Annotated in this window: 31 protein-coding genes; 13 read left to right on the top strand and 18 right to left on the bottom strand. The window is 73.6% G+C overall.

The genetic code is table 11. The features are described from left to right. Positions 1–21: 21 nt before the first annotated feature. A complete protein-coding gene (locus VGP36_22535; GenBank protein HEV7657488.1) occupies positions 22–993 on the top strand; it encodes a hypothetical protein in 972 nt (323 codons plus the stop codon). A 104-nt stretch (positions 994–1,097) separates the two neighbouring features. After that, positions 1,098–2,537, top strand: a complete 1,440-nt coding sequence (locus tag VGP36_22530; GenBank protein HEV7657487.1) for an NAD(P)/FAD-dependent oxidoreductase — start codon at positions 1,098–1,100, stop codon at positions 2,535–2,537. On the opposite strand, the gene VGP36_22525 is transcribed toward VGP36_22530, so the two are convergent. Then, entirely contained in the window at positions 2,534–3,409 is an 876-nt protein-coding gene (locus tag VGP36_22525; GenBank protein ID HEV7657486.1) for a Ku protein, read from the bottom strand. The two genes, VGP36_22530 and VGP36_22525, sit on opposite strands and share 4 nt — an antisense overlap. A gap of 125 nt (positions 3,410–3,534) precedes the next feature. Here VGP36_22525 and VGP36_22520 point away from each other — a divergent pair, with 125 nt between their 5' ends. Beyond that, a complete protein-coding gene (locus VGP36_22520; protein ID HEV7657485.1) occupies positions 3,535–4,515 on the top strand; it encodes a hypothetical protein in 981 nt (326 codons plus the stop codon). A 12-nt stretch (positions 4,516–4,527) separates the two neighbouring features. Here the strand turns inward: VGP36_22520 and VGP36_22515 are convergent, their stop codons facing one another. The 3 genes from VGP36_22515 to VGP36_22505 all read right to left on the bottom strand — a co-directional run bounded on the left by VGP36_22515 (position 4,528) and on the right by VGP36_22505 (position 6,732). Next, positions 4,528–5,280 carry a DinB family protein gene (locus VGP36_22515; GenBank protein HEV7657484.1) on the bottom strand — a complete coding sequence of 251 codons (753 nt, stop codon included), beginning with the start codon at positions 5,278–5,280 and terminating at the stop codon, positions 4,528–4,530. Between the two features lie 87 nt (positions 5,281–5,367). Then, entirely contained in the window at positions 5,368–5,901 is a 534-nt protein-coding gene (locus tag VGP36_22510) for a pyridoxamine 5'-phosphate oxidase family protein (GenBank protein ID HEV7657483.1), read from the bottom strand. A gap of 378 nt (positions 5,902–6,279) precedes the next feature. Further along, complete coding sequence (locus VGP36_22505; protein HEV7657482.1) at positions 6,280–6,732, bottom strand: DUF5313 family protein; 453 nt, start codon at positions 6,730–6,732, stop codon at positions 6,280–6,282. 78 nt (positions 6,733–6,810) lie between these two features. On the opposite strand from VGP36_22505, the gene VGP36_22500 reads away from it, so the two are divergent. Further along, positions 6,811–7,266, top strand: coding sequence for a MarR family transcriptional regulator (locus tag VGP36_22500; GenBank protein ID HEV7657481.1), 456 nt, complete (start codon positions 6,811–6,813; stop codon positions 7,264–7,266). On the opposite strand, the gene VGP36_22495 is transcribed toward VGP36_22500, so the two are convergent. From VGP36_22495 to VGP36_22480, 4 genes are all read right to left on the bottom strand, one after another. Further along, positions 7,263–7,949: a dienelactone hydrolase family protein gene (locus VGP36_22495; GenBank protein ID HEV7657480.1), complete on the bottom strand. Its 687-nt coding sequence runs from the start codon at positions 7,947–7,949 to the stop codon at positions 7,263–7,265. The genes VGP36_22500 and VGP36_22495 overlap by 4 nt on opposite strands. A gap of 139 nt (positions 7,950–8,088) precedes the next feature. After that, positions 8,089–8,892 (bottom strand): ABC transporter permease, encoded by an 804-nt coding sequence (locus VGP36_22490; GenBank protein HEV7657479.1) that lies wholly within the window; start codon positions 8,890–8,892, stop codon positions 8,089–8,091. Further along, entirely contained in the window at positions 8,889–9,848 is a 960-nt protein-coding gene (locus tag VGP36_22485) for an ATP-binding cassette domain-containing protein (GenBank protein HEV7657478.1), read from the bottom strand. The genes VGP36_22490 and VGP36_22485 overlap by 4 nt, the downstream gene beginning before the upstream one ends. 15 nt (positions 9,849–9,863) lie before the next feature. After that, positions 9,864–10,364: a MarR family transcriptional regulator gene (locus tag VGP36_22480; protein ID HEV7657477.1), complete on the bottom strand. Its 501-nt coding sequence runs from the start codon at positions 10,362–10,364 to the stop codon at positions 9,864–9,866. Positions 10,365–10,542: 178 nt separating this feature from the next. Between VGP36_22480 and VGP36_22475 the strand changes: the two genes are divergently transcribed. Next, positions 10,543–10,974: a hypothetical protein gene (locus VGP36_22475; protein HEV7657476.1), complete on the top strand. Its 432-nt coding sequence runs from the start codon at positions 10,543–10,545 to the stop codon at positions 10,972–10,974. Positions 10,975–11,029: 55 nt separating this feature from the next. Here VGP36_22475 and VGP36_22470 read toward each other — a convergent pair whose 3' ends face one another. Further along, the gene (locus tag VGP36_22470; protein ID HEV7657475.1) at positions 11,030–11,737 is read right to left on the bottom strand and encodes a DUF6008 family protein; all 708 of its coding nucleotides are present in this window, start codon (positions 11,735–11,737) and stop codon (positions 11,030–11,032) included. A 120-nt stretch (positions 11,738–11,857) separates the two neighbouring features. Beyond that, positions 11,858–13,306 carry an MFS transporter gene (locus VGP36_22465; protein ID HEV7657474.1) on the bottom strand — a complete coding sequence of 483 codons (1,449 nt, stop codon included), beginning with the start codon at positions 13,304–13,306 and terminating at the stop codon, positions 11,858–11,860. A 96-nt stretch (positions 13,307–13,402) separates the two neighbouring features. On the opposite strand from VGP36_22465, the gene VGP36_22460 reads away from it, so the two are divergent. Further along, on the top strand, positions 13,403–13,996 hold the full coding sequence (locus tag VGP36_22460; GenBank protein ID HEV7657473.1) for a TetR family transcriptional regulator: 594 nt from the start codon (positions 13,403–13,405) through the stop codon (positions 13,994–13,996). Between the two features lie 77 nt (positions 13,997–14,073). On the opposite strand, the gene VGP36_22455 is transcribed toward VGP36_22460, so the two are convergent. Both VGP36_22455 and VGP36_22450 read right to left on the bottom strand, forming a co-directional pair. After that, positions 14,074–14,331 (bottom strand): hypothetical protein, encoded by a 258-nt coding sequence (locus VGP36_22455; GenBank protein HEV7657472.1) that lies wholly within the window; start codon positions 14,329–14,331, stop codon positions 14,074–14,076. A gap of 119 nt (positions 14,332–14,450) precedes the next feature. Continuing rightward, on the bottom strand, positions 14,451–15,107 hold the full coding sequence (locus tag VGP36_22450) for an HAD family hydrolase (GenBank protein HEV7657471.1): 657 nt from the start codon (positions 15,105–15,107) through the stop codon (positions 14,451–14,453). Positions 15,108–15,224: 117 nt separating this feature from the next. Between VGP36_22450 and VGP36_22445 the strand changes: the two genes are divergently transcribed. The 6 genes from VGP36_22445 (at position 15,225) to VGP36_22420 (ending at position 19,145) form a co-directional block, all read left to right on the top strand. Continuing rightward, positions 15,225–15,404, top strand: coding sequence for an antitoxin (locus tag VGP36_22445; protein HEV7657470.1), 180 nt, complete (start codon positions 15,225–15,227; stop codon positions 15,402–15,404). 205 nt (positions 15,405–15,609) lie between these two features. Next, the gene (locus VGP36_22440; GenBank protein ID HEV7657469.1) at positions 15,610–15,735 is read left to right on the top strand and encodes a PRC-barrel domain-containing protein; all 126 of its coding nucleotides are present in this window, start codon (positions 15,610–15,612) and stop codon (positions 15,733–15,735) included. A 223-nt stretch (positions 15,736–15,958) separates the two neighbouring features. Further along, a complete protein-coding gene (locus tag VGP36_22435; protein ID HEV7657468.1) occupies positions 15,959–16,942 on the top strand; it encodes a hypothetical protein in 984 nt (327 codons plus the stop codon). Then, the gene (locus VGP36_22430; protein ID HEV7657467.1) at positions 16,939–17,373 is read left to right on the top strand and encodes a phage holin family protein; all 435 of its coding nucleotides are present in this window, start codon (positions 16,939–16,941) and stop codon (positions 17,371–17,373) included. The genes VGP36_22435 and VGP36_22430 overlap by 4 nt, the downstream gene beginning before the upstream one ends. Beyond that, a complete protein-coding gene (locus VGP36_22425; protein HEV7657466.1) occupies positions 17,349–17,984 on the top strand; it encodes a DUF3618 domain-containing protein in 636 nt (211 codons plus the stop codon). Before VGP36_22430 ends, VGP36_22425 begins: the two co-directional genes overlap by 25 nt. Positions 17,985–18,107: 123 nt before the next feature. Continuing rightward, positions 18,108–19,145, top strand: coding sequence for an iron-containing redox enzyme family protein (locus VGP36_22420; GenBank protein HEV7657465.1), 1,038 nt, complete (start codon positions 18,108–18,110; stop codon positions 19,143–19,145). Positions 19,146–19,180: 35 nt separating this feature from the next. Here VGP36_22420 and VGP36_22415 read toward each other — a convergent pair whose 3' ends face one another. From VGP36_22415 to VGP36_22405, 3 genes are read right to left on the bottom strand one after another with little or no spacing between them, the layout of a single operon-like run. After that, positions 19,181–19,417, bottom strand: coding sequence for a CDGSH iron-sulfur domain-containing protein (locus tag VGP36_22415; GenBank protein HEV7657464.1), 237 nt, complete (start codon positions 19,415–19,417; stop codon positions 19,181–19,183). 39 nt (positions 19,418–19,456) lie between these two features. Beyond that, entirely contained in the window at positions 19,457–20,221 is a 765-nt protein-coding gene (locus tag VGP36_22410; GenBank protein HEV7657463.1) for a SigB/SigF/SigG family RNA polymerase sigma factor, read from the bottom strand. Positions 20,222–20,272: 51 nt separating this feature from the next. Beyond that, positions 20,273–20,896 carry a recombinase family protein gene (locus VGP36_22405; GenBank protein ID HEV7657462.1) on the bottom strand — a complete coding sequence of 208 codons (624 nt, stop codon included), beginning with the start codon at positions 20,894–20,896 and terminating at the stop codon, positions 20,273–20,275. Positions 20,897–21,529: 633 nt separating this feature from the next. Here VGP36_22405 and VGP36_22400 point away from each other — a divergent pair. Then, complete coding sequence (locus tag VGP36_22400; GenBank protein ID HEV7657461.1) at positions 21,530–21,688, top strand: hypothetical protein; 159 nt, start codon at positions 21,530–21,532, stop codon at positions 21,686–21,688. A 15-nt stretch (positions 21,689–21,703) separates the two neighbouring features. On the opposite strand, the gene VGP36_22395 is transcribed toward VGP36_22400, so the two are convergent. From VGP36_22395 to VGP36_22385, 3 genes are all read right to left on the bottom strand, one after another. Then, positions 21,704–22,192, bottom strand: coding sequence for an SRPBCC family protein (locus VGP36_22395; protein ID HEV7657460.1), 489 nt, complete (start codon positions 22,190–22,192; stop codon positions 21,704–21,706). Continuing rightward, complete coding sequence (locus VGP36_22390) at positions 22,189–23,136, bottom strand: SDR family NAD(P)-dependent oxidoreductase (GenBank protein ID HEV7657459.1); 948 nt, start codon at positions 23,134–23,136, stop codon at positions 22,189–22,191. Before VGP36_22390 ends, VGP36_22395 begins: the two co-directional genes overlap by 4 nt. Then, positions 23,133–24,043, bottom strand: a 911-nt coding sequence (locus tag VGP36_22385; protein ID HEV7657458.1) for a zinc-binding dehydrogenase, incomplete at its 5' end; no start/stop codon positions are given. The genes VGP36_22390 and VGP36_22385, both read right to left, overlap by 4 nt.

The raw sequence follows: 24,043 nt of genomic DNA, 5'->3' as shown, positions 1-24,043 counted from the left end.
GGGCGGGCGAGCATGGTCGGCATGCAGAGGCTGCCGCTGCAGGGCGGCCTGCCACCGGTGGCCGGGGTGGCCGGCGCCGTCGTGGAGATCGCCTGCGACGAGTCCGGGTTCTCCGGTTCCAACCTGCTGCATCCGGCCACTCCGGTCATCACGCATGCGAGCGTCGACCTGGGCGTCGGCGAGGCGGTCGAGCTGATCTCGGCGCTGCGGTCGGGGTTCCGGGGTTCGCTGGAGGAGGTCAAGTCCGGGCAGTTCCTGCGCGGCCCCGACGCGGGTGCGGCGCGGGAGTGGCTGCTGGGCGCGCTGGGCGGCCGCGCGCACGTCCACGTGGTCGACAAGGAGTACTTCCTCGTCACGCGGATCGTCGACCTGTTCCTGGCCGAGCCGTCGTACGGGGCCGGCACCCGGCTGACCCAGGACCTCCGTCCGGCCGCCCTCGCCCTCTACCGGGCCCGGCGCCGCGGTGGCCGCGACTGGGACGCCTTCCTCGCGGCCTTCGCCCAGCTGGTCCGGGTCAAGCGGCGGCGTGAGCCGGATCGCCAGGTCCTGGACCGGTTCTTCCGGGCCCGGGACGCGCTGGCCCGGGACGGGCTGGGCGTACCGGCCGAGGACGTCCTCGACGGGCTGAGCCGGACCCGGGTGTGGGCCGTGCTGACCAGGCTGACCAGCGACGACCGGTCGATCCCGCCGCCGCTGGAGCCGATGCTGCCGGCGCTGGCCGAGACCGTCCTGTTCTGGAGCGGCGGGCAGCGGCGAGTGCTGGTGATCCACGACGAGCAGAGCGCCCTGACGGCCGGCCGGCTGCGGCGCCTGCAGGACGTACTGGCCGACGGCGCCGGGGTGTCGCCGCTGGCCGGGCTGGTGGTGGTCGACTCCCGGGACGACCCGCGGGTCCAGGTCGCGGACCTGCTGGCCGGAGTGGCGCGGCGGTCGCCGGAGGGGATCGGCGCGTTCCTGTCCGCGACCTCGCTGCGCGATCCGGAGCCGTTGTGACCACTCGCACTTGATCGATTCACGGCACGGGAAATCGGGTTCGCGGCGGTGATGTTGACCAGGGTGGAGGCCCGGACACCGCGGGCCTGCGAGAGGAGGACCCCGTGGCCAGCACCCGACGGCATCGTGTGGTGATCATCGGTTCCGGCTTCGGCGGGCTGTTCGCCGCGAAGGAGCTCAAGGACGCCGACGTCGACGTGACGCTGATCAGCCGGACGACGCACCACCTGTTCCAGCCGCTGCTCTACCAGGTGGCGACCGGCATCCTGTCCGAGGGCGAGATCGCGCCGGCCACCCGGGAGATCCTGCGCAAGCAGAAGAACCTCGACGTGCTGCTCGGCGACGTGCACACCCTCGACCTCGCCGCCCGCACCGTGACCTCCCGGGCGTGGGACATCACGACGGTCACCCCGTACGACAGCCTGATCGTCGCCGCGGGTGCCAGCACGTCCTACTTCGGCCAGGACCAGTACGCGCTGGACGCCCCCGGCCTCAAGACCGTCGACGACGCGCTGGAGCTGCGCGGCCGGATCCTCGGTGCCTTCGAGCTCGCGAACCTCGCGACCGACCCGGCCGAGGTCCAGCGGCTGATGACGTTCGTCGTGGTCGGCGCCGGTCCGACCGGGGTCGAGATGGCGGGGCAGATCGCCGAGCTCGCCCGGACGACGCTGCGCCGGGACTTCTCCCGCATCGACACCACCCGGGCGCGGATCCTGCTGCTCGACGGCCAGTCCGGCGTGCTGACCTCCTTCGGTCCGAAGGTGTCCTCGCAGGCGGCCCGGCAGCTCGACCGCCTCGGCATCGAGGTCTGGCTCAACACGTTCGTCACCTCGGTCGACGGGCGCGGCATCGACGTCAAGGACACCTCGGGCCGGGTCGACCGCATCGACGCCAACGTCGTCGTCTGGGCGGCCGGCGTACGGGCGTCGGGGCTGGCGGCGAAGATCGCCGACCAGGCCGGCGTGCCGGTCGACCGCGCCGGCCGGATCCCGGTCGGCCCGGACGTCACCGTGGCCGGCCACCCCGAGGTCTTCGTCGTCGGCGACATGATGAGCCTCGACGGGCTGCCCGGCGTCTCGCAGGTCGCGATGCAGCAGGGCCGGTACGCGGCCAGGACCATCACCCGCCGGCTCACCGGCCGGGCGCCGCTGCCGCCGTTCCACTACTTCGACAAGGGGTCGATGGCGACCATCTCTCGCTTCTCGGCGGTCGGTGACATCGGCCCGCTGCGGTTCGGTGGCCTGCGGTTCGCCGGCTTCGTCGCCTGGCTGCTGTGGCTGGGCGTGCACATCTTCTACCTGGTCGGCTTCAAGAACCGGGTGACGACGTTGCTGCACTGGGCCGTGACCTTCCTCGGCCGCGGCCGCTCGCAGCGCACCGTCACCCACCAGCAGGCGATCGGCCGCGCGGCCCTGCACCACCTCGACGTCCCGCAGCTCGGCGTCCCGCAGCGGCCCGCGTCCGGGCCGCCTGCGTCCGGGCCGCCTGCATCCGGTCCGCCTGCGTCCGGGCCGCGTCAGGCGGTCGGGAGCGGGCGGCGCTAGCCGTTCTTGCCGGCCCTGCGGGCGGCGGGCTTCTTGGCCGTCGTCTTCTTCGCCGGGGCGGCGGGGAGCTTGCGCTTCTTCGCCGGCACGGCGTCGCCACGGTCGTGCTTGGCCTGCTCGACGCTGCGCCGCAGCGCCTCCATCAGGGCCTCGGTGCTGTGGACCGGGGTCGGCGTGGCCGGTTGCTCGAGCTGCCGGCCGGCCACCTTGGCCTCCACCAGCTCCCGGAGCGCCGCCTGGTAGCGGTCCACCATCTCCGCCGGCTCCGCCGTCCCGGTCAGCGTGTGGATGTAGGCCTCGGCCGCGGCCAGCTCGCGGGGGCGCGGCGGGGTCTCGTCCTGCCGGAACGGGAAGCGCGGCGTACGGACCTCGTCCTGCCAGAGCAGCAGGTGCAGGACGAGGACCCCGTCCCGGGGGTGCAGCACGGCCGGTGACTCGCGGCCGCGCAGGGCGACCTTGACCAGCGCAACCTTGCCGGTCCGCCGGAGGGCCTCGCGCAGCAGCACGTACGCCTTCGTGTCGGAGCCGGTCGCGTCGCAGTAGTAGCTGCGGGAAAGCCGGACCGGGTCGACGCTGTCCGCGTCGGCGAAGCCGAGGACCTCGATGGCGCGGCTGGTGGCGAGCGGCAGCTGCGCGAAGTCCTCGTCGGTCAGGACGACGACGTGCCCGTCGGGCAGCTCGTAGCCCCGGGCGATGTCGCCGTACGGGATCTCCTCGCCGTCGAGGGTGCAGACCCGCCGGTAGCGGACCTGGCCGCCGTCGGAGACGTGGATCTGGCGGAAGGACACGCTGTGTTCCTCGGTGGCGGCGAACAGCTGGACCGGGATGGAGACCAGCCCGAACGAGATGACGCCCTTCCAGACGCTCTGCATCGCGCCCCCCGGGGGAGTCCGACCTTCATCTTCTGTGTCCAGTCTGCCCCGGATCGGGCCAAGGCCACCACCGTTCGCCGCGGGTGGGCGTCATGAAGTTCCGCGGTCCGGGCATCATGGTCCGGATGCGTTTGTCGGAGACCGACGAGATCGCCGCGGAGCTCTACCTCGTGCCGCCGGCTCGGTTCGTCGCCGCCCGCGACCAGCTCGTCCGGCAGGCCCGTGCCGCCGGGCAGCGCGAGCTGGCCCGAGAGCTGCAGGTCCTGCGCCGGCCGACGCTGAGCGCCTGGCTGGTCAACGCGCTGAGCCGTCATCAGCGGGCCCGGATGCAGGAGCTGTTCGCGCTGGGCCGGGAGCTGCGGCGGGCGCAGACGGGGCTCGACGCCGAACTGCTGCGGCGCCTGCCCGGCCAGCGCGAGGAGCTGGTCGGCGAGCTCCTGGACTGGGCCCGACGGCATGCCGCCGAGGCCGGTGTGCACGCGACCGAGGCGGCGCTCGCGGAGGTGGCCGGGACCCTGCAGGCCGGGCTGGTCGACCTGGGGGCCGCGGCCGCGGTCATGTCCGGGCACCTGGCCCGGCCGATGGCGCATGCCGGGTTCGGTCCGCTTCCGCAGGTGGAGTCGGCCGGCGGAGCCATGCCCGTGCCCGCGGAGGACGAGCCGGCCGGCTGGGTCGTGTGGCCGGTCGAAGACGAACTCGCCCGCCGCCGCGACCGATCCGCTCCCGCCGACCCCTCCCCGCAACCCGACCCGGACGGGGGCGCCGGACCCGGCGGGGGCGCGAGATTGGCGCCGGCGGCGGCGTGGGCCTGGCCGGGGGATCGGGTGGACGGCTTGCGTCAGGCTGAGGCCGACCTGGCCGAGGCCGCCTCGGCCCACTGGCAGAGCGAGCACGACCTCGCCGAGGCCGAGGCCGCCATGCAGGTCGTCGACGACCGGCAGGAACTGCTCGAACAGCAACGCATGCAGCTGCGCCGCGACCGGGTCACCGCCGAGCAGGATCTCGCGGCGGCCCGCACGGCCCAGCGAACCGCGCTCCGCAAGCTCGCCGCCGCCCGCCGGGTTCTGGAGGCGGCCGAGAAGCCGCCCACCGACGACCCGGTCTGACCCCGCGCCGGCTCAGGCGCCCGCCTCGATGGTGTCGAGGTCGCGTACGGCGTAGCGGAGGTGCTCCCACTCCTCCTCGAGGATGGTGTGCAGGCAGGAGAGGACGGTCTCCGATCGGCCGGGGGCCCACGGGTTCGTGCGCGTCCCGGTCAGCAGGTCCGGTGTGACCGTGGCGAGGAAGTCGCCCACCATCGCGACGCGATCCGCCCGGGCCTGGAGCACCTCGGCGTACGACGGCGTGCCCGTCGTGAAGATCGACATGTCCAGGCCCTCCTTCTCGGCGCCGGCGTTCGCCAGGCCGAGCGGGTGGTACGGCCGGTCGAGCCGGAGGACCGCGCGGCCCAGCCAGGTGTCGGTGGCCATGACCAGGTGCCGCAGCGTCTGCGTGAACGTCCATTCGCCGGCCACCGACACCTCGACCGTGCCGGCCGGCATCGCGGCGACGCGATCGAGCGTGGCCTGCCAGCTGCGCTGGAGCACGGACCAGGCCGCACGCAGCCCGTCCGGGTCGCCCGCCCGCCGCTCGGCGCGGCCGGGGAAGCGGCGGTTGAGCTCGGCGTCGACGAAGGGGACCACGTCGATGCCGTTGACGAGGACGCTGTCGCCGTCGAAGAGCCAGGGCGAGTCGATCTCCGCTCCCAACACGTCGACACCGCGCATGACGACGCCGGTGAGGTCGGCCCCGTGGAACCGGGCACCACGCAGGTCCGCGTTCACGAACTCCGCACCCTGCAGGTCGTCGGACCCACTGAACGTCGCTGCCATGTGTCGCTCCTCCTCAGGTCGCCTCGTGCACGGTGGATCAGACTCCCAGAGGTTCGAGCAGACGGTGCGATTGCGGGCCGGCGTCGGTCAGTACGTCCAGCGGGTCGCGCCGCCGGGATGGGAGGAGAGCACGACCGTGACCTGCCGCGGGGTGAGGCAGTAGACGCGCCAGGGCGGCGGCCCCGCGGACGGTGCGCTGTACTCGGCCGTGATCGCGGTGCCGGCGGAGTCGGGACGGGCCGGCCAGCCCTGGTCGGCCCAGCGCCCGGCCACCTCCGCGACCACGTCGGGATCCTCGACCGGGACGGCGTCGCCGTCCGCCGCGAGGTCGAAGTCCTCGGTGGAGATGCCCAGGGTGCATCGGGGGTCCCGGGCCAGGTTCCGGCCCTTGCGGGTCGTCCCGCCGGTGCTGAAGTAGAAGAGGCCGGCGGCGTACAGCGGGCCGAGGCCGGTCAGGTGGGGGCTGCCATCGGCGTTGGTCGTGGCCAGCCAGCTCCGGTTGTCCGAACTGCCCGCGCCGGCCAGGGCCTCCGGGCCGGTCAGCCGGGCCTCGATCCGCTGCCAGTCGATCAGGGGCAGGTCGTACAGGTCGGCGAGGTTCTTGGCTTCCATCGGTGTCATGTCCCTTCCGGGACCGGCCGGTCCCTCACCCTGGCTACGAACGACCTGCCCTCGAATCGACACCTCAGCGGGCGCCGTCGGCCAGCCGGTCGTCGAAGGTGGTCCCGCGAGGCGGGCGTCCGGGCCGGGAGCAGGACGCCGCCCGCCATCCCGATCGGGAACAGGCCGTCCCGCCAGCTCGGCCGGAGCTGAACCGGCGTCCCGCGGACCTCCAGGATCCGCCGCGCCATGTCGAGGAAGTCCTGCGCCCGGCCGCGCGCAGCGCCTTCACGGTTCTCGCCCCGACGTTCCCGGACGCACCGATGACCGCGATCCTCATGATCCGCTACCTCCCCGCCGGCCGGAGAGCTACACGCCGACCGGCCGGCCGGACTCCGGCTAGTCCGGGGGAGTCCAGCCGCGGCGGGCGGCGCGGCGGGCGTTGGCCTCGTGGCGGCGGACGGAGGCCACGGCCTCGCGTTCCTGGGCGGCGCGCTGGCGGATGGCCTCGGCCAGCCCGGGGCGGAACCCGGCGCGCCGCACCCGGTGCTCGACGCTCTCGGTCGAGTACGCCAGCGCGAAGAACACCCCGATCAGCATCCCGCAGACCGACGCGAACACCCGGATCGACAGCAGCCCGGGCAGCAGGGTCATCACGAGCGCGATGGGCACCGCGAGCTGCACCAGGGCCCGGACGCCGTGCCGCAACATCCAGCGCGGTCCGGTGGCGTCGCGCAAGATCCAGGCGCGGTACCGGCCGGGCAGCCGCCCGCCCACCGCGTACCAGACCCAGTGCACCGGGTCCGGCCGGCGCACCGGCGCATCCGACTCCTGCTCCACCGCAGTCACCATGACCCCTCACCCGATCAATTAGTGTACGAACTAATAGTACACTTACTGAGTACGCGCAACGCGATGATGGGGGAGCGGATGGATCAGGCCGAGGACGTGCTGGCGCTGGACCGGCAGGTCTGTTTCGCGCTGGCGGTCGCCTCCCGCTCGGTGATCGCGCTCTACCGGCCGCTGCTGGAGCCGCTGCAGCTGACGCACCCGCAGTACCTGGTGATGCTCGCGCTGTGGGAGCGGTCGCCGCGCTCGGTCAAGGACCTCAGCGGGTCGCTCCGGCTCGACTCGGCCACGCTGTCCCCGCTGCTCAAGAGGCTGGAGGCGCTCGGCTACTGCACCCGTCGCCGCAGTCCCAGCGACGAGCGGATGCTCACCGTCGAGCTCACCGAGCGCGGACGGCGGCTGCGGAGCCAGGCCGAGAAGGTCCCGCCGGCGATCGTGGAGCGGCTGGGCATGGACGTCGGCGAGCTGCTCGACCTGCACCGGACGCTGACGCGCGTGATCGCCGCCACCGGCGCACAGCCGGCCGGGTCGGCCTAGCCGGTCGGGGCCGTCCGGGCCAGCCACTCGATCGTGTTGTCCCAGGCCTGCCGGGCGGCGTGCGGGTGGTGGAAGGCCGGCATCGGGTTGTCGAACGCGTGCCCGGCGCCGTCGTACGTGAGCACCGTCGCCGGCACCGGTCCGGCGGTCACCGCCTCCTCGATCCGGCCCACGGTCCCGGCCGGGAGGTACGCGTCGTCGAGGCCGAAGTGGTGCAGGCTCGGTGCCCGGACCTGGCCGGCCGCGTCGAGCAGGTTCGGCAGCGCGGAACCGTAGTAGCTGACCAGGAAGTCCGGGTCGTCCGCGGCGGCGACCGCGAACGCCAGCCCGCCGCCGAAGCAGAACCCGAACACCCCCGTCGGGCCGGCGGCGCGCCCGCGCAGGTCGGCGACCGCCGCGACCCCGTCGGCCACGGCGGTGTCCCAGTCCACCTTGCCCAGGGCGTCCATCGCGCGCGGCAGCGCGTCCTCGCCGGAGAGCACCGGATCGCCCTGCCGCCAGTAGACGTGCGGCACGAGCACGACGTAGCCGAGCGCGGCCAGGTCCCGCGCCCGCGCGTCGACGTAGTCGGTGACGCCGAAGATCTCCTGGAACAGCACGATCCCGGGGCCACGATCGCCGGCGGGCAGGTGGAGGTCGGCGGGCATCTCCCCGCCGTCGACGGACACTCGGACGCTGGTCACGTGCCCGAGTATGCCGTTCGGCACCGGCCGCGACGACACGGGCCGGCGGACCATCCATAGTGGACGGTCCGCCGGTCCGCCGGTTACCCGGCCGGGCTCAGGCAGCCCGCCTGCCACTCGGCGAGCGCCCCGCGCGGGGTCAGGCCGGGTCGGCGGCCCGGCGGCGGTCGTAGAGCCGCAGCGCCCAGAGGTAGCTCGCGAACGCGATGCCGACGCTCCAGGCGACGGCCGCGACGGCGTTGCTCCCGACGGGACCGCCGCTGAGCAGCGCCCGGACGGTCTGGGTGACCGGCGTGAACGGCTGGTACTCGGCGAACTGCCGCAGCCCGGCCGGCATCGTGCCGGTGGGGACGAACCCGCTGGACAGGAACGGCAGCAGGGTCAGGAACATCGGGGTGTTGCTCGCGGTCTCGACGCTCCTGGCGGCGAGGCCGAGGGCGGCGGACAGCCAGATCAGCGCGAACGCGAACAGCAGCAGGATCGCGGCGGCCGCGAGCCAGTCCAGGGCGCTCGCGCCGGAGCGGAACCCGAGGGCCAGGGCGACCGCGGTCACGAGCACCAGGACGGCGAGCGTCTGGAGCACGCTTCCGACCACGTGGCCGGTGAGCACGGCCGCGCGGGTGATCGCCATCGTCCGGAACCGGTCGATGATGCCGCCGGTCATGTCGCTCGCGACCGAGATCGCGGTGCCGAGGGCCGCGGAGGCCACGGTCACGATCAGGATGCCGGGCACGAGGTAGGTCAGGTAGGCGCCGCGGTCGCCCTGCGGAGCCACCGTCCCGCCGAGGCCGGAGCCGAGCTGGCCGCCGAAGACGTAGACGAACAGCAGCAGGAACACGATCGGGAAGCCGGCCAGCATCAGCGTCAGCGACGGGTAACGCAGCTGGTGCTTGAGGTTGCGGCGCAGCATGGTCGCCGAGTCGGCGACGGCGAAGGTGGTCATCGCGGGAGGGCCTCCTCTTTCTGCCGGACGGCCGGTTCGCCGGTGGCGGTGTGGCCGGTGACGGCGAAGAACACGTCGTCCAGGTCGGGGGTGTGGATCGCCAGGTGCTCGACGTCGACACCGGCGTGGTCGAGCTGGTCGAGCACCCGACGCAGCGCGGCCACGCTGCCGTCGCCCGGGATCTGCAGGGTCAGCTCGTCGTCGTCCGGCGTCGCGCCCGGGATCAGGCCGGCCGCCGCCGTGAGCGCCCGCGGCCCGGCGAACCGCAGCTGGATGTGCCCGCCGGGGATGCGGCGCTTGAGCTGCGCGGGCGTGCCCTCGGCGACGATGCGGCCCTGGTCCAGCACCGCCACCCGGTCCGCGAGCTGGTCGGCCTCCTCCAGGTACTGCGTGGTGAGCAGGATCGTCACGCCGTCGCCGACCAGCTCCCGGATGATCTGCCACATCGTGCGCCGGCTGCGCGGGTCGAGCCCGGTGGTCGGCTCGTCCAGGAAGATCACGGCCGGGCTGCCGACGAGCGTCATCGCCAGGTCGAGCCGCCGTCGCATGCCGCCCGAGTACGCCGAGAGCGGCTTGCGGGCCGCGCCGGTGAGGTCGAAGCGTTCCAGGAGCTCGGCGACCCGGCGGCGGCCGGCCTCCCGGCCGAGGTGCCGCAGGTCGGCCATCAGCCGCAGGTTCTCCTCGCCGGTGAGGAAGTTGTCCACCGCGGAGAACTGACCGGTGACGCCGATGAGGCCCCGTACGGCGTCGGGGTCGGCGGCCACGTCGTGCCCGCCGACCCGGCACTGGCCGGCGTCGGCGCGGATCAACGTCGAGAGGATCCGCACCATCGTCGTCTTCCCGGCCCCGTTGGGGCCGAGCAGGGCGAAGATGGTGCCCGCCTCGACGGTGAGGTCGACGTCGTCGAGGACGACGTGCTCGCCGAAGGACTTGCGTACGGCGCGGGTGGTGATCATCACGGTCCTTCGCTCTCAGAGAGTGGACGGGTCGGGGAGCTCGCCGGCCGCGCGCAGCGCCTCCCGGTGGCTCTTCCATTCCTTCTCGAGGATCGGCAGCCGCTCGACCAGGAAGTCGGCGAACGCCGCCCACTCCAGGAGCACGGCCCGCCGCTCGGGCGGCGCGTCGGCCAGCATCGCCAGGCCCTCGCGGGCGAGGTCGCCCTGCTCCTGGTATTCGGTCATGTCGAAGCCCATCGACCCCTCGCCGGGGAACTCGATCCGGACCCGGTCCATCCGCTCACCGGCGGCCCGCGAGCGACGGATCACGCCGAGGTTCTCCAGCGCGCTGATCGCACCGGCGATCGCGCTCCGGCTGGCCAGCAGCGCCTCGGCCAGCTCGGCGATGCTCTGCTCGCGGGGGTCGCAGATCGCGAGGTAGCCCAGCAGCCGGCCCACCATCGGCGCCATCCCGTAGCGGCGGGCGTAGAGGCGGCCGGCGTGATCGGCGAACGTGATCTCGGCGTCGGTCGGCATGATGACGACGATATCGCATACAACTGAGATAACACAAATCTTTGTTATCTCAGGATGATATGAGGGACGGGCAGCTGCGGTGGGGCCGGGCCTAGCATCGGTCGTGCGCATCTCGTGGGAGCAGCATTCCGACGGGCCGCGGCTCGTGATGTCCGGCGCGGGCGGGACGACCGTACGCGTGGACGAGCCGATCCGGCTGTGCCTGACCGACGGCTCGGTCGTCCGGGCCGACTACCAGCGGGTCGAGCGGCACGGGGACGGCTGGACCGCGACGGGTACGGCGGCCGCGGCCGCGGCGGCCGGCGATCCGGACCTGCTGCGGATCGCCGAGATCGTCGGGATCGGCATGCAGGGTGCCCTGTCGATGCCGTCGGCCCTGCTCGGGTACGCCCACCCCGGCATCCAGTGCGAGGGCCTCATGACGTCGTACTGGCTCAGCGACCCCGACCCGACCGAGTTCTCCGGCGCGGTCGGCAAGCGCAAGGGCGACGACAACGACACCTGCAACGGCCTCACCAACGGCCAGGCCGCGTACGGCGTCCACGAGCTGCTCGACACCTACGGCACCGCCGACTTCGGCCGGCTCCGCGCGGAGCTCTTCGGCGGGTGACTACCCGGCGGCCGGGATCGTTGCCAAGTCTCTTGTGGACAGTCGGGAACCGCGGTCAGGCGACCGACACGGGCTCGCGCCGCTCGGTCGCGGCGACGGCAGCGGGTCGCGGCTCGTCGCAGAAGGAGGCTTCGATCTGCCGGCGCTCGCGCCACAGGTGCCGCAGGGCGATCGCGAAGATCATGCTGCCGACGACGTTCGCGATGAAGTGCCACCAGACCCGGTACGTCCACAGCCCCGGCCCGTCCGGCAGCAGGCCGAAGAACGTGGACAGGCCGATCGCCCGGGCGCCGAACGCGACGGACACGGTCAGCGAGAGGTGCTCCAGGCCGTGGATGAACTGCATCCAGAAGCCCATCCGCCCCCACCGCCGGGTCTTGGTCTGCAGCGCGCGCCGGGTGATCACCATGACCCCGGCCAGGCCGGCCAGGAAGATGAAGTTGCCGACCAGGTGCAGGATCTCCATGCCCAGGGTCTTGTTCATGGGGGCGATCTGGCCGAAACCCGCTGCCAGCCCGTCACCCCAGGGCGTCATGCCGGGCGGCGAGTTCGGATGCGCCACCCACATGCCGACCTGGGCGAAGTGCTCCTGGGCGTGCCCGATCTGGCCGATGACACCCAACCCGATGACGCCCACACACGCGTCGAAGAGCAGCGTCGACACCGGGCGCCTGCTGGCCATCCACAACACGCCCACGGCCGCCCACATCACCACCGCCCAGAGGACGAGGATCACGGCGCCAGCCGTGTCGAGGAATGACACCGGGCCCATCATCATGATATTTCGTCTCTCGCCGGGGATACTCCGCCACCCACGCTACGAAGCCGGCGCCGAGAAGCCCCACTCACACCGTGCCGTCTCGCCACGGCGGCGGACCGGGGGTCAGACGGCGGGCTCGGCCAGGCGGTCGTCCGGCGCGGTCCGGTCGTGGGCCGTCCCTCGCATCGACGCCATGATCACTCCGGCCAGCGCGGCCAGCAGCGCCGCCACCGCGCAGATCGCGAACAGGATGCGGTACGCGGCCAACGACGGCAGCGTGACGCCGCCGACGGTCAGGGTGATCGCGGCCAGCAGGCTCCCGCCGACGGCGCTGGCCAGCGTGCTGCCCAGGGACCGGGCGAGCGAGTTGATGCTGTTGGCCGCCGCGAGGTCCTCGTCCGGGGTGTGGGTGTTGATCAGCGCCGGGAGGGAGGCGTATCCGATCCCGGTGCCGGCACCGACGATCGAGGCGCCGACGATGATCTCCCAGAGCGAGCTGGTGGCGAAGATCCGCATGAGGAGCCCGGCGGCGATGATCACCCCGGCCAGCGTGAGCACGCGGGCAGCGCTCCAGGCGTTGATGAGCCGGGCCGCGACGGGGGAGAGCAGCAGCATGAGCACGCCGCTGGGCAGCAGGCAGAGGCCGGCGGTGAGCACCGACGAGCCGAAGCCGTACCCGGAGATCGTCGGGGCCTGCACGTAGTTCGCGGTCCCGACGAAGCTGGCGAACAGCGCGAAGCCGATGAAGATCGAGGCCACGTTGGTGATCGCGATCGGCGGGTTGGCCAGGGTCCGCATGTCGACCAGCGGATGCCGTACCCGCAGCTCGACCACGGCCAGCACGGCCAGCAGCACCACCGAGGCGACCAGCAGCCCGATGGTCCGCGCCGAGCCCCAGCCCCAGCCGCTGCCCTCGGACAGCGGGAGCACCAGGCTGACCAGGCCGCCGGCCAGCAGCAGGATGCCGAGGTAGTCGACCGATCCGCGCCGGGCGGTGGGTGGCTCGCCGACGAGGACCCGGGTGGCGATCATGCTGAGCGCGGCGCCGACTGCGCCGATCCAGTAGAGAATGTGGTAGTCGAGGTGGTCGCCGATGAGGCCGGCCAGCGGGAGGCCGAGCGCGCCGCCGACGCCGAGCATCGCGCTGACCAGCGCGACGGCCGATCCCCGGCGCTCGGGCGGCAGCACCGCGGCCAGCAGGCTGATGCCCAGCGGGATCGCGGCGCTGGACACGCCGGTCAGCGCCCGCCCGGCGATCATCACGCCGACGTTGCTGGTCAGCGCGTCGATCAGGGATCCGACCAGCAGTGCCCCCAGGCACAGCAGCAACATCAGCCGGCGGCCGAACATGTCGGCCAGCCGCCCGATCACGGGCACCGCCACGGCGGCGACGAGCAGGGTCGAGGTCAGCAGCCAGAGCGCCTGGGTGGTGGAGGCGTGCAGGTCTCCGGCGATCACCGGCAGGACCGGGATGACCAGCGTCTGGGCCAGCGCCGCCATCAGGGCGCCGAGGCCGATCGCCACCACCTCGAGGTTGGCGCGGACGGCCCCGGCCGTCGTCGTGTTCGTCATGTCCCCTGACCCTGGTAATCGCGTGTTTACCAGGACTCTAGGAAGCCCGGCGGAGAGATGTCAACAAGTGATTACTTGGCAGGTACGCTGGCGGCCATGGCGGAGCGACCGGCGCGGGCCCGTAATGCCGAGGCCACGCGTGACGACCTGCTGCACGCGGCGATGCGCCGGTTCACCGTGCTCGGCTACGAGCGCACCACGACCCGGGACGTCGCCGCCGACGCCGGGGTCAACGTCTCTCTGATCAACCGCTACTTCGGCTCCAAGGACGGCCTGTTCGCCGCCGTGATGGGGGAGTTCGCGCAGTCGCTGGAGGCCTTCCGGGCCAGCCGGACCAGCCTGGTCGGGTCGATGCTCGACCAGCTCGACCTGGACGCCTGGCCCGAGTTCGGCCGTGAGCACCCGCTGCTGCTCCTGCTGCGCGACATCGGCGCGGACGAGCGGGTGGGCGAGCTGCGCCGGCGGACCCTGCACGAGGTCGTGGCCCGGCTGGCCGTCGAGCTCGGCGCCGGCCGGTCGGAGCCGGCCCAGGACGCGACGCTGCGGGCGGAGTTCGTGCTGGCGCTGGTCGCGGGCGTGCTGACGCTGCGGGCCGCGCTGCCGGACGGGGAGCTCGCGACGGGCGGCGCGGACCGGCTGCGGGACGCGCTGCACCGCGCCACGACCGCGGTCAGCACCTCCCTGCCCTGACCCACCGTGCCGACCGGCTCCTCGACCGCCGGCGCCTGGCCGCGCCGGGCAGCCTGACCGGTGGCCTGACCGTGGGGTCAGGACGGGGTGGGTTCGCGGAGTCGGCGCAGGCGGCGGCGGTCGCGGTCGGACTCGCGCCGCTGCAGCCGGCCGTCCAGGATCCCGGCCGCCAGCTCGGTCCGCCCGGCCCGTACGGCGCAGTGCAGCAGGGTGTCCTCGATGATCTCGCGCTGCGCGGCGCTGCCGCCGAGGCGGTCGATCCCCGCGATCGCGAGCAGCCCGTCGACCGCCCGCTCGACGTCACCGTGCACGAGGTCGGACAGGCTGTCGGTCAACGCGGCCACCGTCTCCGGCCCGGTTCGGCGCCGAGGGGCAGAAACCGACCGACCTCGCCTACGAGGTCGCCTCGGTCATCCTCGGCTGCTGGACCGGCGACGAGTAGACGCCCCGCGCGTCACCGGCCGGCGAGCGGCGAGGACCTGAGGTGGGCGAGGAGGTCGGCGGGGTCGTCGTAGACGGCGGCGGCGGCGTCCAGCTCGTCGGCGCCGAGGCCGCCGCAGCGCAGCGCCACACACGGCAGACCGGCCGAGCGGGCGGCGTCGATGTCCCACCTGGTGTCGCCCACCGCCACCGTACGGCCCGGGTCGAGGCCGTGGTCGCGGATCGCGACCTCGAGCAGGTCGGGGTGCGGCTTGGAGGCGTCCACGTCCCCGGACGTGGTCACGCCGGCCACCACGCCGTCGGGTGCGTCGATCGCCGGCAGCATCCAGTCCAGGTCGCTCTTGCCGCCGCTGGTCGCCAGCACGACCGTCAGGCCGAGGCCGGCGCAGGCCGAGAGCAGCTCGCCCGCGGCCGGGAACGCCGTGACCTGGTCGCGCAGCGCGTCGTACCGCTCCGAGTGGGCCTGGACGACCCCGTCGTCGTCGCGGCCCAGGATCCGCTGGACCAGCTCCTCGCTGCCGATCCCGATCGCCCGGTGCAGCGTCCACATCGCGACCTGGTGGCCGGCGTCCCGGAAGGCCTGCGACCAGGCCAGGACGTGCAGGTAGTTGGTGTCCAGCAGGGTGCCGTCGATGTCGAACAGGACACCCGGTCGTTGCTCCGATCCCATGACCGGACGGTGCCCCGGGAACCCGCCCGGCACACCCGTCCCCGTCCGTGTTCGAGCCGAACCGTTTCAGCCCGTTCGCCCGGGGCAGGCCATGCGCACCCGACGCGAGGAGGAGCCATGGGCGGCTTCATGGACAAGGCCGAGGACATGGCCGACAAGCACGACGAGCAGGTGGACCAGGGCCTGGACAAGGCCGGCGATGTCGCCGACCAGAAGACCGGCGGCAAGCACGACGAGCTGATCGACAAGGGCGTCGACGCCGCCCAGCAGCGCACGGGCGACGACCAGCAGCAGTGATCATCCCGAGGACCCCGGAGGCGAGCTTCCGGGGTCCTCGCACACCGGGGCCTGAAATTCACAGTGCTGATTCGGTTGAGCTCCGGTCCGTCGGGCAGACCGCTGCCCGTACGGAGCGAGTGGGGGCGTCCGTCCGGAAGCGACCGGCAGCCCCTTCGATGGACGCCCCGGGCCGCGATCGCGGTCACCGGAACGGAGGAGATCCATGACCGAGTTCGACGTGCGGACCCTGACCGGCGCGACGGTCGTCGACACCGGCGGCGACGAGATCGGCAAGGTCGGCCAGGTGTACCTGGACGACACGTCCGGACAGCCGAGTGGGTCACGGTGAAGACCGGCCTGTTCGGCACGAGGAGAGCTTCGTGCCGCTGGCCGCGTCCCGCGTCGACGGCGACACCCTCGCCGTGGACGCGAGCAAGGACGAGGTGACAAGTGCACCGTCGGTCGAGGGCGACGACCACATCTCCGAGACCCCACCGGAACCGCGCGCGATCTGCGCGGCTGAGTCGCGTCCGGCCGGGTACGGCAGGACGACTGGAACGCTAGGAGGCGTGATGGAACAGCAGGACGGCGCCGGCGGCGTCGCGAACGTGGCCAAGGAACAAGCGGGCCAGGTCGGCCAGGCCGCGTCGGCCGCCGGCGGCCAGGTGGCGCAGGCCACCAAGGAACAGGCCGGCGCCGTGGCCGGCGAGGTCCGGCAGCAGGCCCGCGACCTCGTCGGAGAGGCCCGGACCCAGGTCGGGGACCAGGCGAGCACGCAGAAGGGCCGGGCGGTCGAGGGGCTCCGGTCCCTCGGCGACGAGCTGCAGGAGATGGCTCAGCAGGGCGGCCGGTCCGGCGTGGCCACGGAGGTCGCGCGGCAGGCCGCGTCCCGGGCGCACGGGCTCGCCGACCACCTCGATCGGCACGAACCGGCCGAGCTGCTCGACCAGGCCCGCTCGTACGCGCGCCGGCGTCCGGTGGTGTTCCTGGCCGGCGCCGCGGTTCTCGGCGTGGTCGCCGGTCGGCTCACCCGCAACCTCGCGTCCTCCGGTGATTCCGGCGACTCGGAGCCGGCCGCGCTGACCGGCCCGGCCAGCACGCCCGCGCTGCCGGCCGCATCGGGCTACCCGGATGCGCCGGGCTATCCGGATGCGCCGGGCTATCCGGCTCGGGCGGTCGAGCCGGCGTACCCGTCCAACGGTTACGAGGCCGGCGGCTATCCGGCCGATCCCTCCGCCGCCGGTGGGGAGCCCGGACCGGCCGGATATCCGGCCGGCTCGGAGCCCGCGGGCGGCTTCCGGTCGCCGGGGGAGCCCGTCCCCGCCGGCGGAGCGTACGAGCCGGCCTACGGTTCCGGCCTTCCGCAGCCGGGCTACGAGCCCGGCTACGAGCCCGGGCCGGACCAGGCCGGGCTCGACGACGGCTCGGCGACCACCGGGCCGACCGGGTACGGGACCCCCGCCGCCACCGGGCAGGATGCTGGCTACCAGCCCGGCATCGGCTACGAGCCCGGCCAGGAGCCGGTTCCCGAGAACTGGCGGGGGCGGAGCTCGTGACCGGCGGCTCGCAGGTGGCCGGCTCCGGGCCGGCCGCCGTGACGCCGGAGATCGACGGCCGATCGGTCGGCGACCTGCTCGGCAAGGTGACCACCGACCTGTCCACGCTGATGCGGCAGGAGGTCGAGCTGGCCAAGGTCGAGATCAAGGAGGAGGCCACCAAGGCCGGCAAGGCGAGCGGCATGCTCGCCGGCGCGGGTGCGGTCGGCTACCTGGTGCTGGTCTTCCTGGCCCTGACGCTGATGTTCGCGCTGGACGCGGTGATGCCGATCGGATGGGCCGCCCTGATCACGGCGGTCGTGCTCGGCGCCGTCGCCGCGGTCCTGTTCGTCGTGGGCCGCAAACAGCTCCAGCAGCTCAACCCGAAGCCGGAACAGACCATCGAGACGCTGAAGGAGGACGTCCAGTGGGCGAAGAATCGGAACAGCTGAGGCGCGAGATCGACCGGACCCGCCGAGATCTCGGCACCGACGTGGACGCGCTCACCGAGAAGGTGTCGCCGTCGCGGGTGGTGGGCCGCCGGGTCGACAAGACCAAGGACGCCATCGGCGGCCTGAAGGACAAGGTGATGGGTGGCGACTCCTCGACCGGGGACGGCCTGCCCGGCGCCGCGTCCAGCGTGCAGTCGGGGATGCAGAACGCCGCCGGCACGGTGAACGACACCGCGTCGTCCACGGCGCAGGCGGCCCGCCGGCAGGCGCAGGGCAATCCTCTCGCGGCCGGGCTGATCGCGTTCGGCGTCGGCTGGCTGGTGTCCTCGCTGCTGCCGGCCTCGCAGCGGGAACGCGAGCTGGCGCAGGCCGCGAAGGAGCAGGCCCAGCCGGCCGTGCAGGCGGTCGGGCAACAGGCCGGAGCGGTGCTGTCGGAGGTGAAGGACAACCTGCAGGAGCCGGCGCAGCAGGCGGTCCAGTCGGTGAAGGAGACCGCTGCCGACGCCGCCGGCACGGTGAAGGCCGACGCGCAGTCGGCCGCCGGGGACGTCAAGGACACGGCGCAGGAGGCCGGCGGCCAGGTCCGCGAGCAGGCCCCGACCTCCCACTGAACGGCCACGTCAAGCCGGGGTGACCGAACGTGCGGTCACCCCGGCGGCCGGCCGGTTTCGGGGGGATCTGTCCGGGCAGGGTGTCGGCCCGGACAGGTCGCCGGTCGGGGAACGGGAGAGTTCATGAGTGCAGTCGTCGGGTCGGTGCGGGCTCCGCTTCCCGTTCCGCGCGGGCCGGTCAGCGCCGCCGTGCTGGCGGCCGTGGTGCGGCCGCCGCACCGATTCGACGGTCCGTCGCCGAGCCGGCGGCCCCGGGCCGACGTACTGGACGACGGCGATCTGCTGCTCGCCCTGCACGTCTGCTACGAGCTGCACTACCGCGGGTTCGCCGGCGTCGACGACGACTGGGAGTGGGAGCCGTCGCTGCTGGCATACCGGGCGGTGCTGGAGGCGCGGCTCGACACCGCCCTGCGGGCCCTGGTCGCCGTCCCCGACGTGGCCCCGGCCGACGTGCCGCGGGCATTGGCCGACCTGGTCGCGGCCGACGACGGTCCCGCGCTGGCCGCGTACGTCCAGCGTCGCGCCGACCTCGGTCAGGTCCGGGAGCTGCTCGTGCACCGTTCGATCTACCAGCTGAAGGAAGCCGACCCGCACACCTGGGCGATCCCGCGGCTGGCCGGTGGCCCGAAGGCGGCGCTGGTCGAGGTGCAGATAGACGAGTACGGCGGCGGCCGGCCGGAGCGCATGCACGCCCGGCTCTTCGCCGACGCGATGCGGGAGGCCGGCCTGGACGACGGGTACGGCGCGTACGCCGACCTGGTGCCGGCGGTCACGCTGGCCAGCAGCGTGACCGCGTCCTACTTCGGTCTGCACCGCAGCCGGCGCGGGGCGATCGCCGGGCATCTGGCCGCGCTGGAGATGACGTCCTCGCTGCCGATGCGCCGCTACGGCGCCGGTCTGCGCCGGCTCGGACTCGGCCCGGTCGCCACCCGCTTCTTCGACGAGCACGTCGAGGCCGACGCCGTGCACGAGCAGATCGCCGCGCACGACCTGTGCGGTGCGCTCGCCAAGGCCGAGCCGGAGCTCGCCGCTGACATCCTGGCCGGCGCGGCGACCTGTCTGACGCTCGACGCCCGGCTCGCGGAACACCTCCTCGCCTGCTGGAGGACAGGGTCGACCTCGCTGCGCGGGTCGCCGGAGGACATCGCCGAATCGGCCTGACGAATCCTGTCCGGACAGAAGCCTGTCCGGACAGGCTAGTCGGCCGCGGGCGCCGGGCGGCTCGGGTCCGGACCCGACGGGGCGCGGAAACGCGCCACCTTGTGCGTGCCGTCACAGAACGGCTTGCTCGCCGACTTCCCGCACCGGCACAGCGCCACGGTCGACCGCCCGGGCTCGATCGTCCGGCCGTCCTGGGTGAGGAACGTCACCGGACCCCGCACCAGCAGCGGCCCGTCCTCGTACGCCGTGATCGTCACGCTCTCCCCGTCCATGAGCCGGGCCCTACCCGCGCCGCGGCGAGGAAACCGCGGTCAGGTGAGTTGCTGGCGCAGCTGGGCCAGGGTCCGGGACAGCAGCCGGGAGACGTGCATCTGGGAGATGCCGAGCTGGGCCGCGATCTGGGACTGGGTCTGGTTGCCGTAGAAGCGCAGCTGCAGGATCCGCCGTTCCCGCTCCGGCAGGGTGGCCAGGGCGGGGCCGAGCGACTCGTGCAGCTCGACGTTCACCAGGGCCTGGTCCTCGCCGCCGATGCTGTCGCCGAGGGTGCGGTCCTCGCCGGTCGGTGCCTCCAGCGAGTCGGCGGTGTAGGCGTGCGCGCTGGCCAGCGCCTCCAGCACCTCCTCCTCCGTCCGGCCCGTGCGGACGGCGAGCTCGGCGACGCTCGGGGCCCGGTTCAGTTCCTGGGTCAGCTCTCCCGCGGTGCGGGTCACCTCGATGCTCAGCTCCTGCAGACCCCGGTTCACGTGCACGGCCCAGGTGCGGTCTCGGAAGTGCCGGCGGATCTCGCCCAGGATCGTCGGCGCCGCGTACGTCGAGAACTCCAGGCCGCGGCCGGGGTCGAACCGGTCCACCGCCTTGATCAGACCCATCGCGCCGGCCTGGAGGAGGTCGTCCATCGGCTCGCCGCGATCGGCGTACCGGCGGGCGAAGTAGCGGACCAGGGGCAGGTGCTGCTGGACGAGCTCGTGCCGCAGCCGGTCCCGTTCCGAGCCGGGCTCCGTCAGCTCGGCCAGCCGGACGAACCGGGCCCGGGTCGCATCTCGCTCGGCGGTGCGGTCGAGGGTGATCGTCATCATTCTCCAGCTCCGAGAAAAGGACCAGGGCTGGCGCATCAACCACCGCAGACTCTACGAGCAGTTCCTGGGTCCCGCCATCCGAGCGCCGGTTCCCCGGCCTGTGAGCTCGGGAAGCGCGCGGTAGACCGTCGAGCGGCTCACGCCCAGCTGCCGGGCGATCGAGGCCACCGTGCTGTCCGGCTCGCGCAGCAGGCGGCGGGCGTGCTCGACCTGGTCCGCGGTGAGCACCGGCGGACGGCCGAGTCGCTGCCCGTTGGCCCGGGCGACGGCCAGCCCCTCGCGGGCGCCCTGCGCGCCGGCCTCCCGGACCATGCCGGCCAGCGCGGCGAAGACCGGGAACACCAGCCGGCCGTCGCCGGCCGTCGTGTCCAGCCCCTCCTTGAGGGCGCGGAAGCCGACGTCCCGATCGCGCAGATCGTCGACGACGCGGATGAGCTCGTGCACGGAGCGGGTGAGCCGTTCCAGGCTCGGGACCACCAGCGTGTCGCCCGGCCGCAGGGCCGCCAGGCAGGCGGTCAGCTCGGGCCGCCCGGTGGTCCGCCCGAGGGTGGTGTCGGCGAACGTCGTCGTGCAGCCGGCCTCGGCGAGCAGGCGCAGCTGCCGCTCCAGCGGCGGCCCGCTCGGCGACCGGCGGGCGTACCCGACGGCTCGACCGGGCTGGGATCCCTGTACCAAGACGGCCTCCTACACCTGAAGGTGTAGGGACTGTTGTCGGCATCGATGCCGCGGTTGTCGGCGAGCCCCACCGCCATCCTGGACGTCCAAGATATCGCCACCCACGCCCAAGGCCAACCCCCGGCGTGATCCGGGCCCGGCGGGGTTGGGCGGGTTCGTGCGAGTGGTCGTGATCGGGGCGAGCGGGAACGTGGGTACGGCCGTGCTGCGGCGGCTCGGCGCGGACCCGGCGGTGGACGAGATCATCGGCGTGGCCCGCCGGCCGCCGACGGGCGCCGGCCGGCCGTACGACGGGATCGGCTGGGAGGCGGTCGACGTGTCCGCCCCGGCCGCGGTCGAACGCCTGACCGGCGTGGTCGCGGGCGCCGACGCGGTCGTCTCGCTGGTCTGGCGGCTGCAGCCGAGCTGGGACACGGCGGCGCTGGAGCGGGTCAACGTCGGCGGTACCCGGGCGGTGCTGGACGCGGTGCTCGCGGCCGGCGTGCCGCGGCTGGCCTACTCGTCCTCGATCGGGGCCTACGCGCCGTCGCCGGGGGATCAGCCGCGGGACGAGAGCTGGGCCACGACCGGCATCCCGAGCTCGACGTACAGCCGGCAGAAGGCGGCGGTCGAACGGCTGCGAACGCGCCGATCATGCACACCGGCAGGGCCCGCGCGCTCGGCTGGAGCCCGGCCCGCTCGACCGCCGACGTGCTCCGCGAGTTCCTCGCCGCACTCCCCGCCGGCACCGGCACCGGCAGCCCGGCCCTCGCCCCCCGTACCGCCCTCACCGGGCGCCGCGCCACCGCCTGACCTGGCGACCGGGGTCTACGGGCGGCGCTGGAGGCGTTCGCGGTGGCGGCCTTCGGCGAGGAAGGCCAACCGGCGGAGGGTCTCGACGTTGCGGGGATGCAGGGCGAGGCGGCGCAGCGGCGCGGGGAGCAGCAGCACGGGGCCGGCGGTCGCGTCCTCCTGGATCGTCACCAGCGTCGCGCCGGGCCCGTCCGGGGTCAGCTCGAGGCGGACGACCGCCTCGCCCGCCGGCCAGGCCTTGGCCCGCAGCACCAGCTCGCGGGCGGGCTCGGCCGAGACCACGACGGTGTCGTCGTTCACCAGCGCCGGCCAGATCCCGAACGAGTGGTGGATGGCCTCGCCCGGATCGGGCCAGTCCGGGTCGACGTTGCGGACCCGGCAGGCGCCGACCACCCAGACCGCGAACGACCAGCCGTCGGCCAGCACCGACCAGACGTCCTCCGGCGGCGCCGCGATCGTCCGCCGAACCGTCGCCACCGTCCGCTCCGGGAACGTTCCGCTCACCGTCCACTCCTCCTCGTGCCATAGAGAACTGCGGCGCCGGCCGCTGCGCCCAGGCCGACCGGCCGCAGCCAGTGCCGGCCCCAGCGTCCGTGCGTCGCCTCGCCCGCCGGCTGCGGGTCGAGCACGTTGCCGTCGTGGTCCTCGACCCGCTGCCGGCCCAGCCCGCCGGCGCGCATCAGCGGCCCGACCATCCGGTCGTACACCGCGGGCAGCGCGCGGAAACCGAGGATCACCACCGGGTTGGCCACACCGACCGAGACGTCCCGGCGCGGCCGGTCCAGCGCGCGCAGGATCGCCCGGGCCACCTTCTCCGGTGGGTCCACCGGCGGCGGTGGCCGCCCGCCGCGGCCGAGGTAGCTGGCGGCCTGGCTGTACACCGGCGTGTCCACGCCACCCGGCGACACCAGGCTGATGTCGATCCCGCGCGTCTGCCGGGCCTCGATCTGCAGCGTCCGGGCCAGCCCGTGCAGGCCCCACTTCGCCGCCACGTACGAGCTCATGTACGGAGCGGCGATCTTCCCCAGCAGTGAACCGACGATCACCAGCCGGCCCCGGCCACAGGCGCGGAACTCCCGCAGCGCCGCGCGGGCCACGTTCGCGGCTCCGATGAGCGTGATCTCCACCGCCCGGTCGAACACCTCGACCGGCACGTCCTCGAACCGCCCGTACGCGACGACGGTCACCGAGTGGACGACCGCGTCCACCCGGCCGAACCGCGTCGCGGCGACCGCGAGCAGCGCGTCGACCGCGTCGGCGTCACTGACGTCGGTCGGGACGACCAGGGTCTCGGCGCCGGTCGCCCGGCACTCCCGTTCGGCCGCGGCCAGGCCCTCCGGGGACCGGGCCGCGAGCACGACCCGGTCCCCGCGCCGGGCGCAGGCCAGCGCGGTCGCGCGCCCGATGCCGCTGGACGCGCCGGTGATCACGATGACCCGGCTGCTCACGGGGTGAGCAGCACCTTGATGCAGGAGTCCTGCTTCTTCTGGAACATCTCGTAGGCGCGGGGGGCCTCGTCGAGCGGCAGCACGTGGGTGGCGAGGTCCTCGGTGCCGAGCGGGTCGGCGTCATCGAGCACGAGCGGGAGGATGTCGTCGATCCAGCGCCGGACGTGGGCCTGGCCCATCCGCAGCTGCACGCCGCGGTCGAACATCTCCATCATCGGCATCGGGTCGACCTCGCCGCCGTACACGCCGCTGACCGAGACGGTGCCGCCGCGCCGGACGCCCTTGACCGCCGCGTGCAGCGCGGTCAGCCGGTCGATCGCGACCCGGTCGGTCAGCGCCCGCGCGGCCGCGTCCGGCAGCAGCCCGACCGCCGCCTGTGCCGCCTTCGCGACCGGGGCGCCGTGGGCCTCCATGCCGACCGCGTCGATGACCGCATCCGGTCCCCGCCCGCTGACCAGGTCGATCAGGGTGGCCGCGGTGTTGTCGAGCTGGTCCGGGTCCAGGGTCTCTGCCCCGAACCGGCCGACCGCCGCGCGGCGTTCCGGCACCGGGTCGACGCCGATCACCCGGGGCACGCCCCGGTACCGGGCGATCCGCGCCGCCAGCTGCCCGACCGGCCCCAGGCCCAGCACGGCCAGGGTGCCGCCCTCGGGCACGTCGGCGTAGGCCACGGCCTGGTAGGCGGTGGGCAAGATGTCAGACAGGTAGAGGTATTGCTCGTCCGGGACCCCGTCGGGAATTTTGATCGGGCCGAATTGGGCCTGCGGGACGCGTAGGTATTCGGCCTGCCCACCGGGCACTGAACCGTAGAGAGAGGTGTACCCGAACAGGGAAGCCCCCTTGCCCTGCGCTCGGACCTGGGTCGTTTCGCACTGCGCGAACAGCCCGCGGGTGCACATCCAGCAGT

This window comes from Mycobacteriales bacterium (assembly GCA_035995165.1).
Lineage (GTDB): Bacteria > Actinomycetota > Actinomycetes > Mycobacteriales > CADCTP01 > CADCTP01.
The sequence above is the reverse complement of the archived record's forward strand: the minus strand, read 5'-3'. Positions and strand labels throughout refer to the sequence as shown.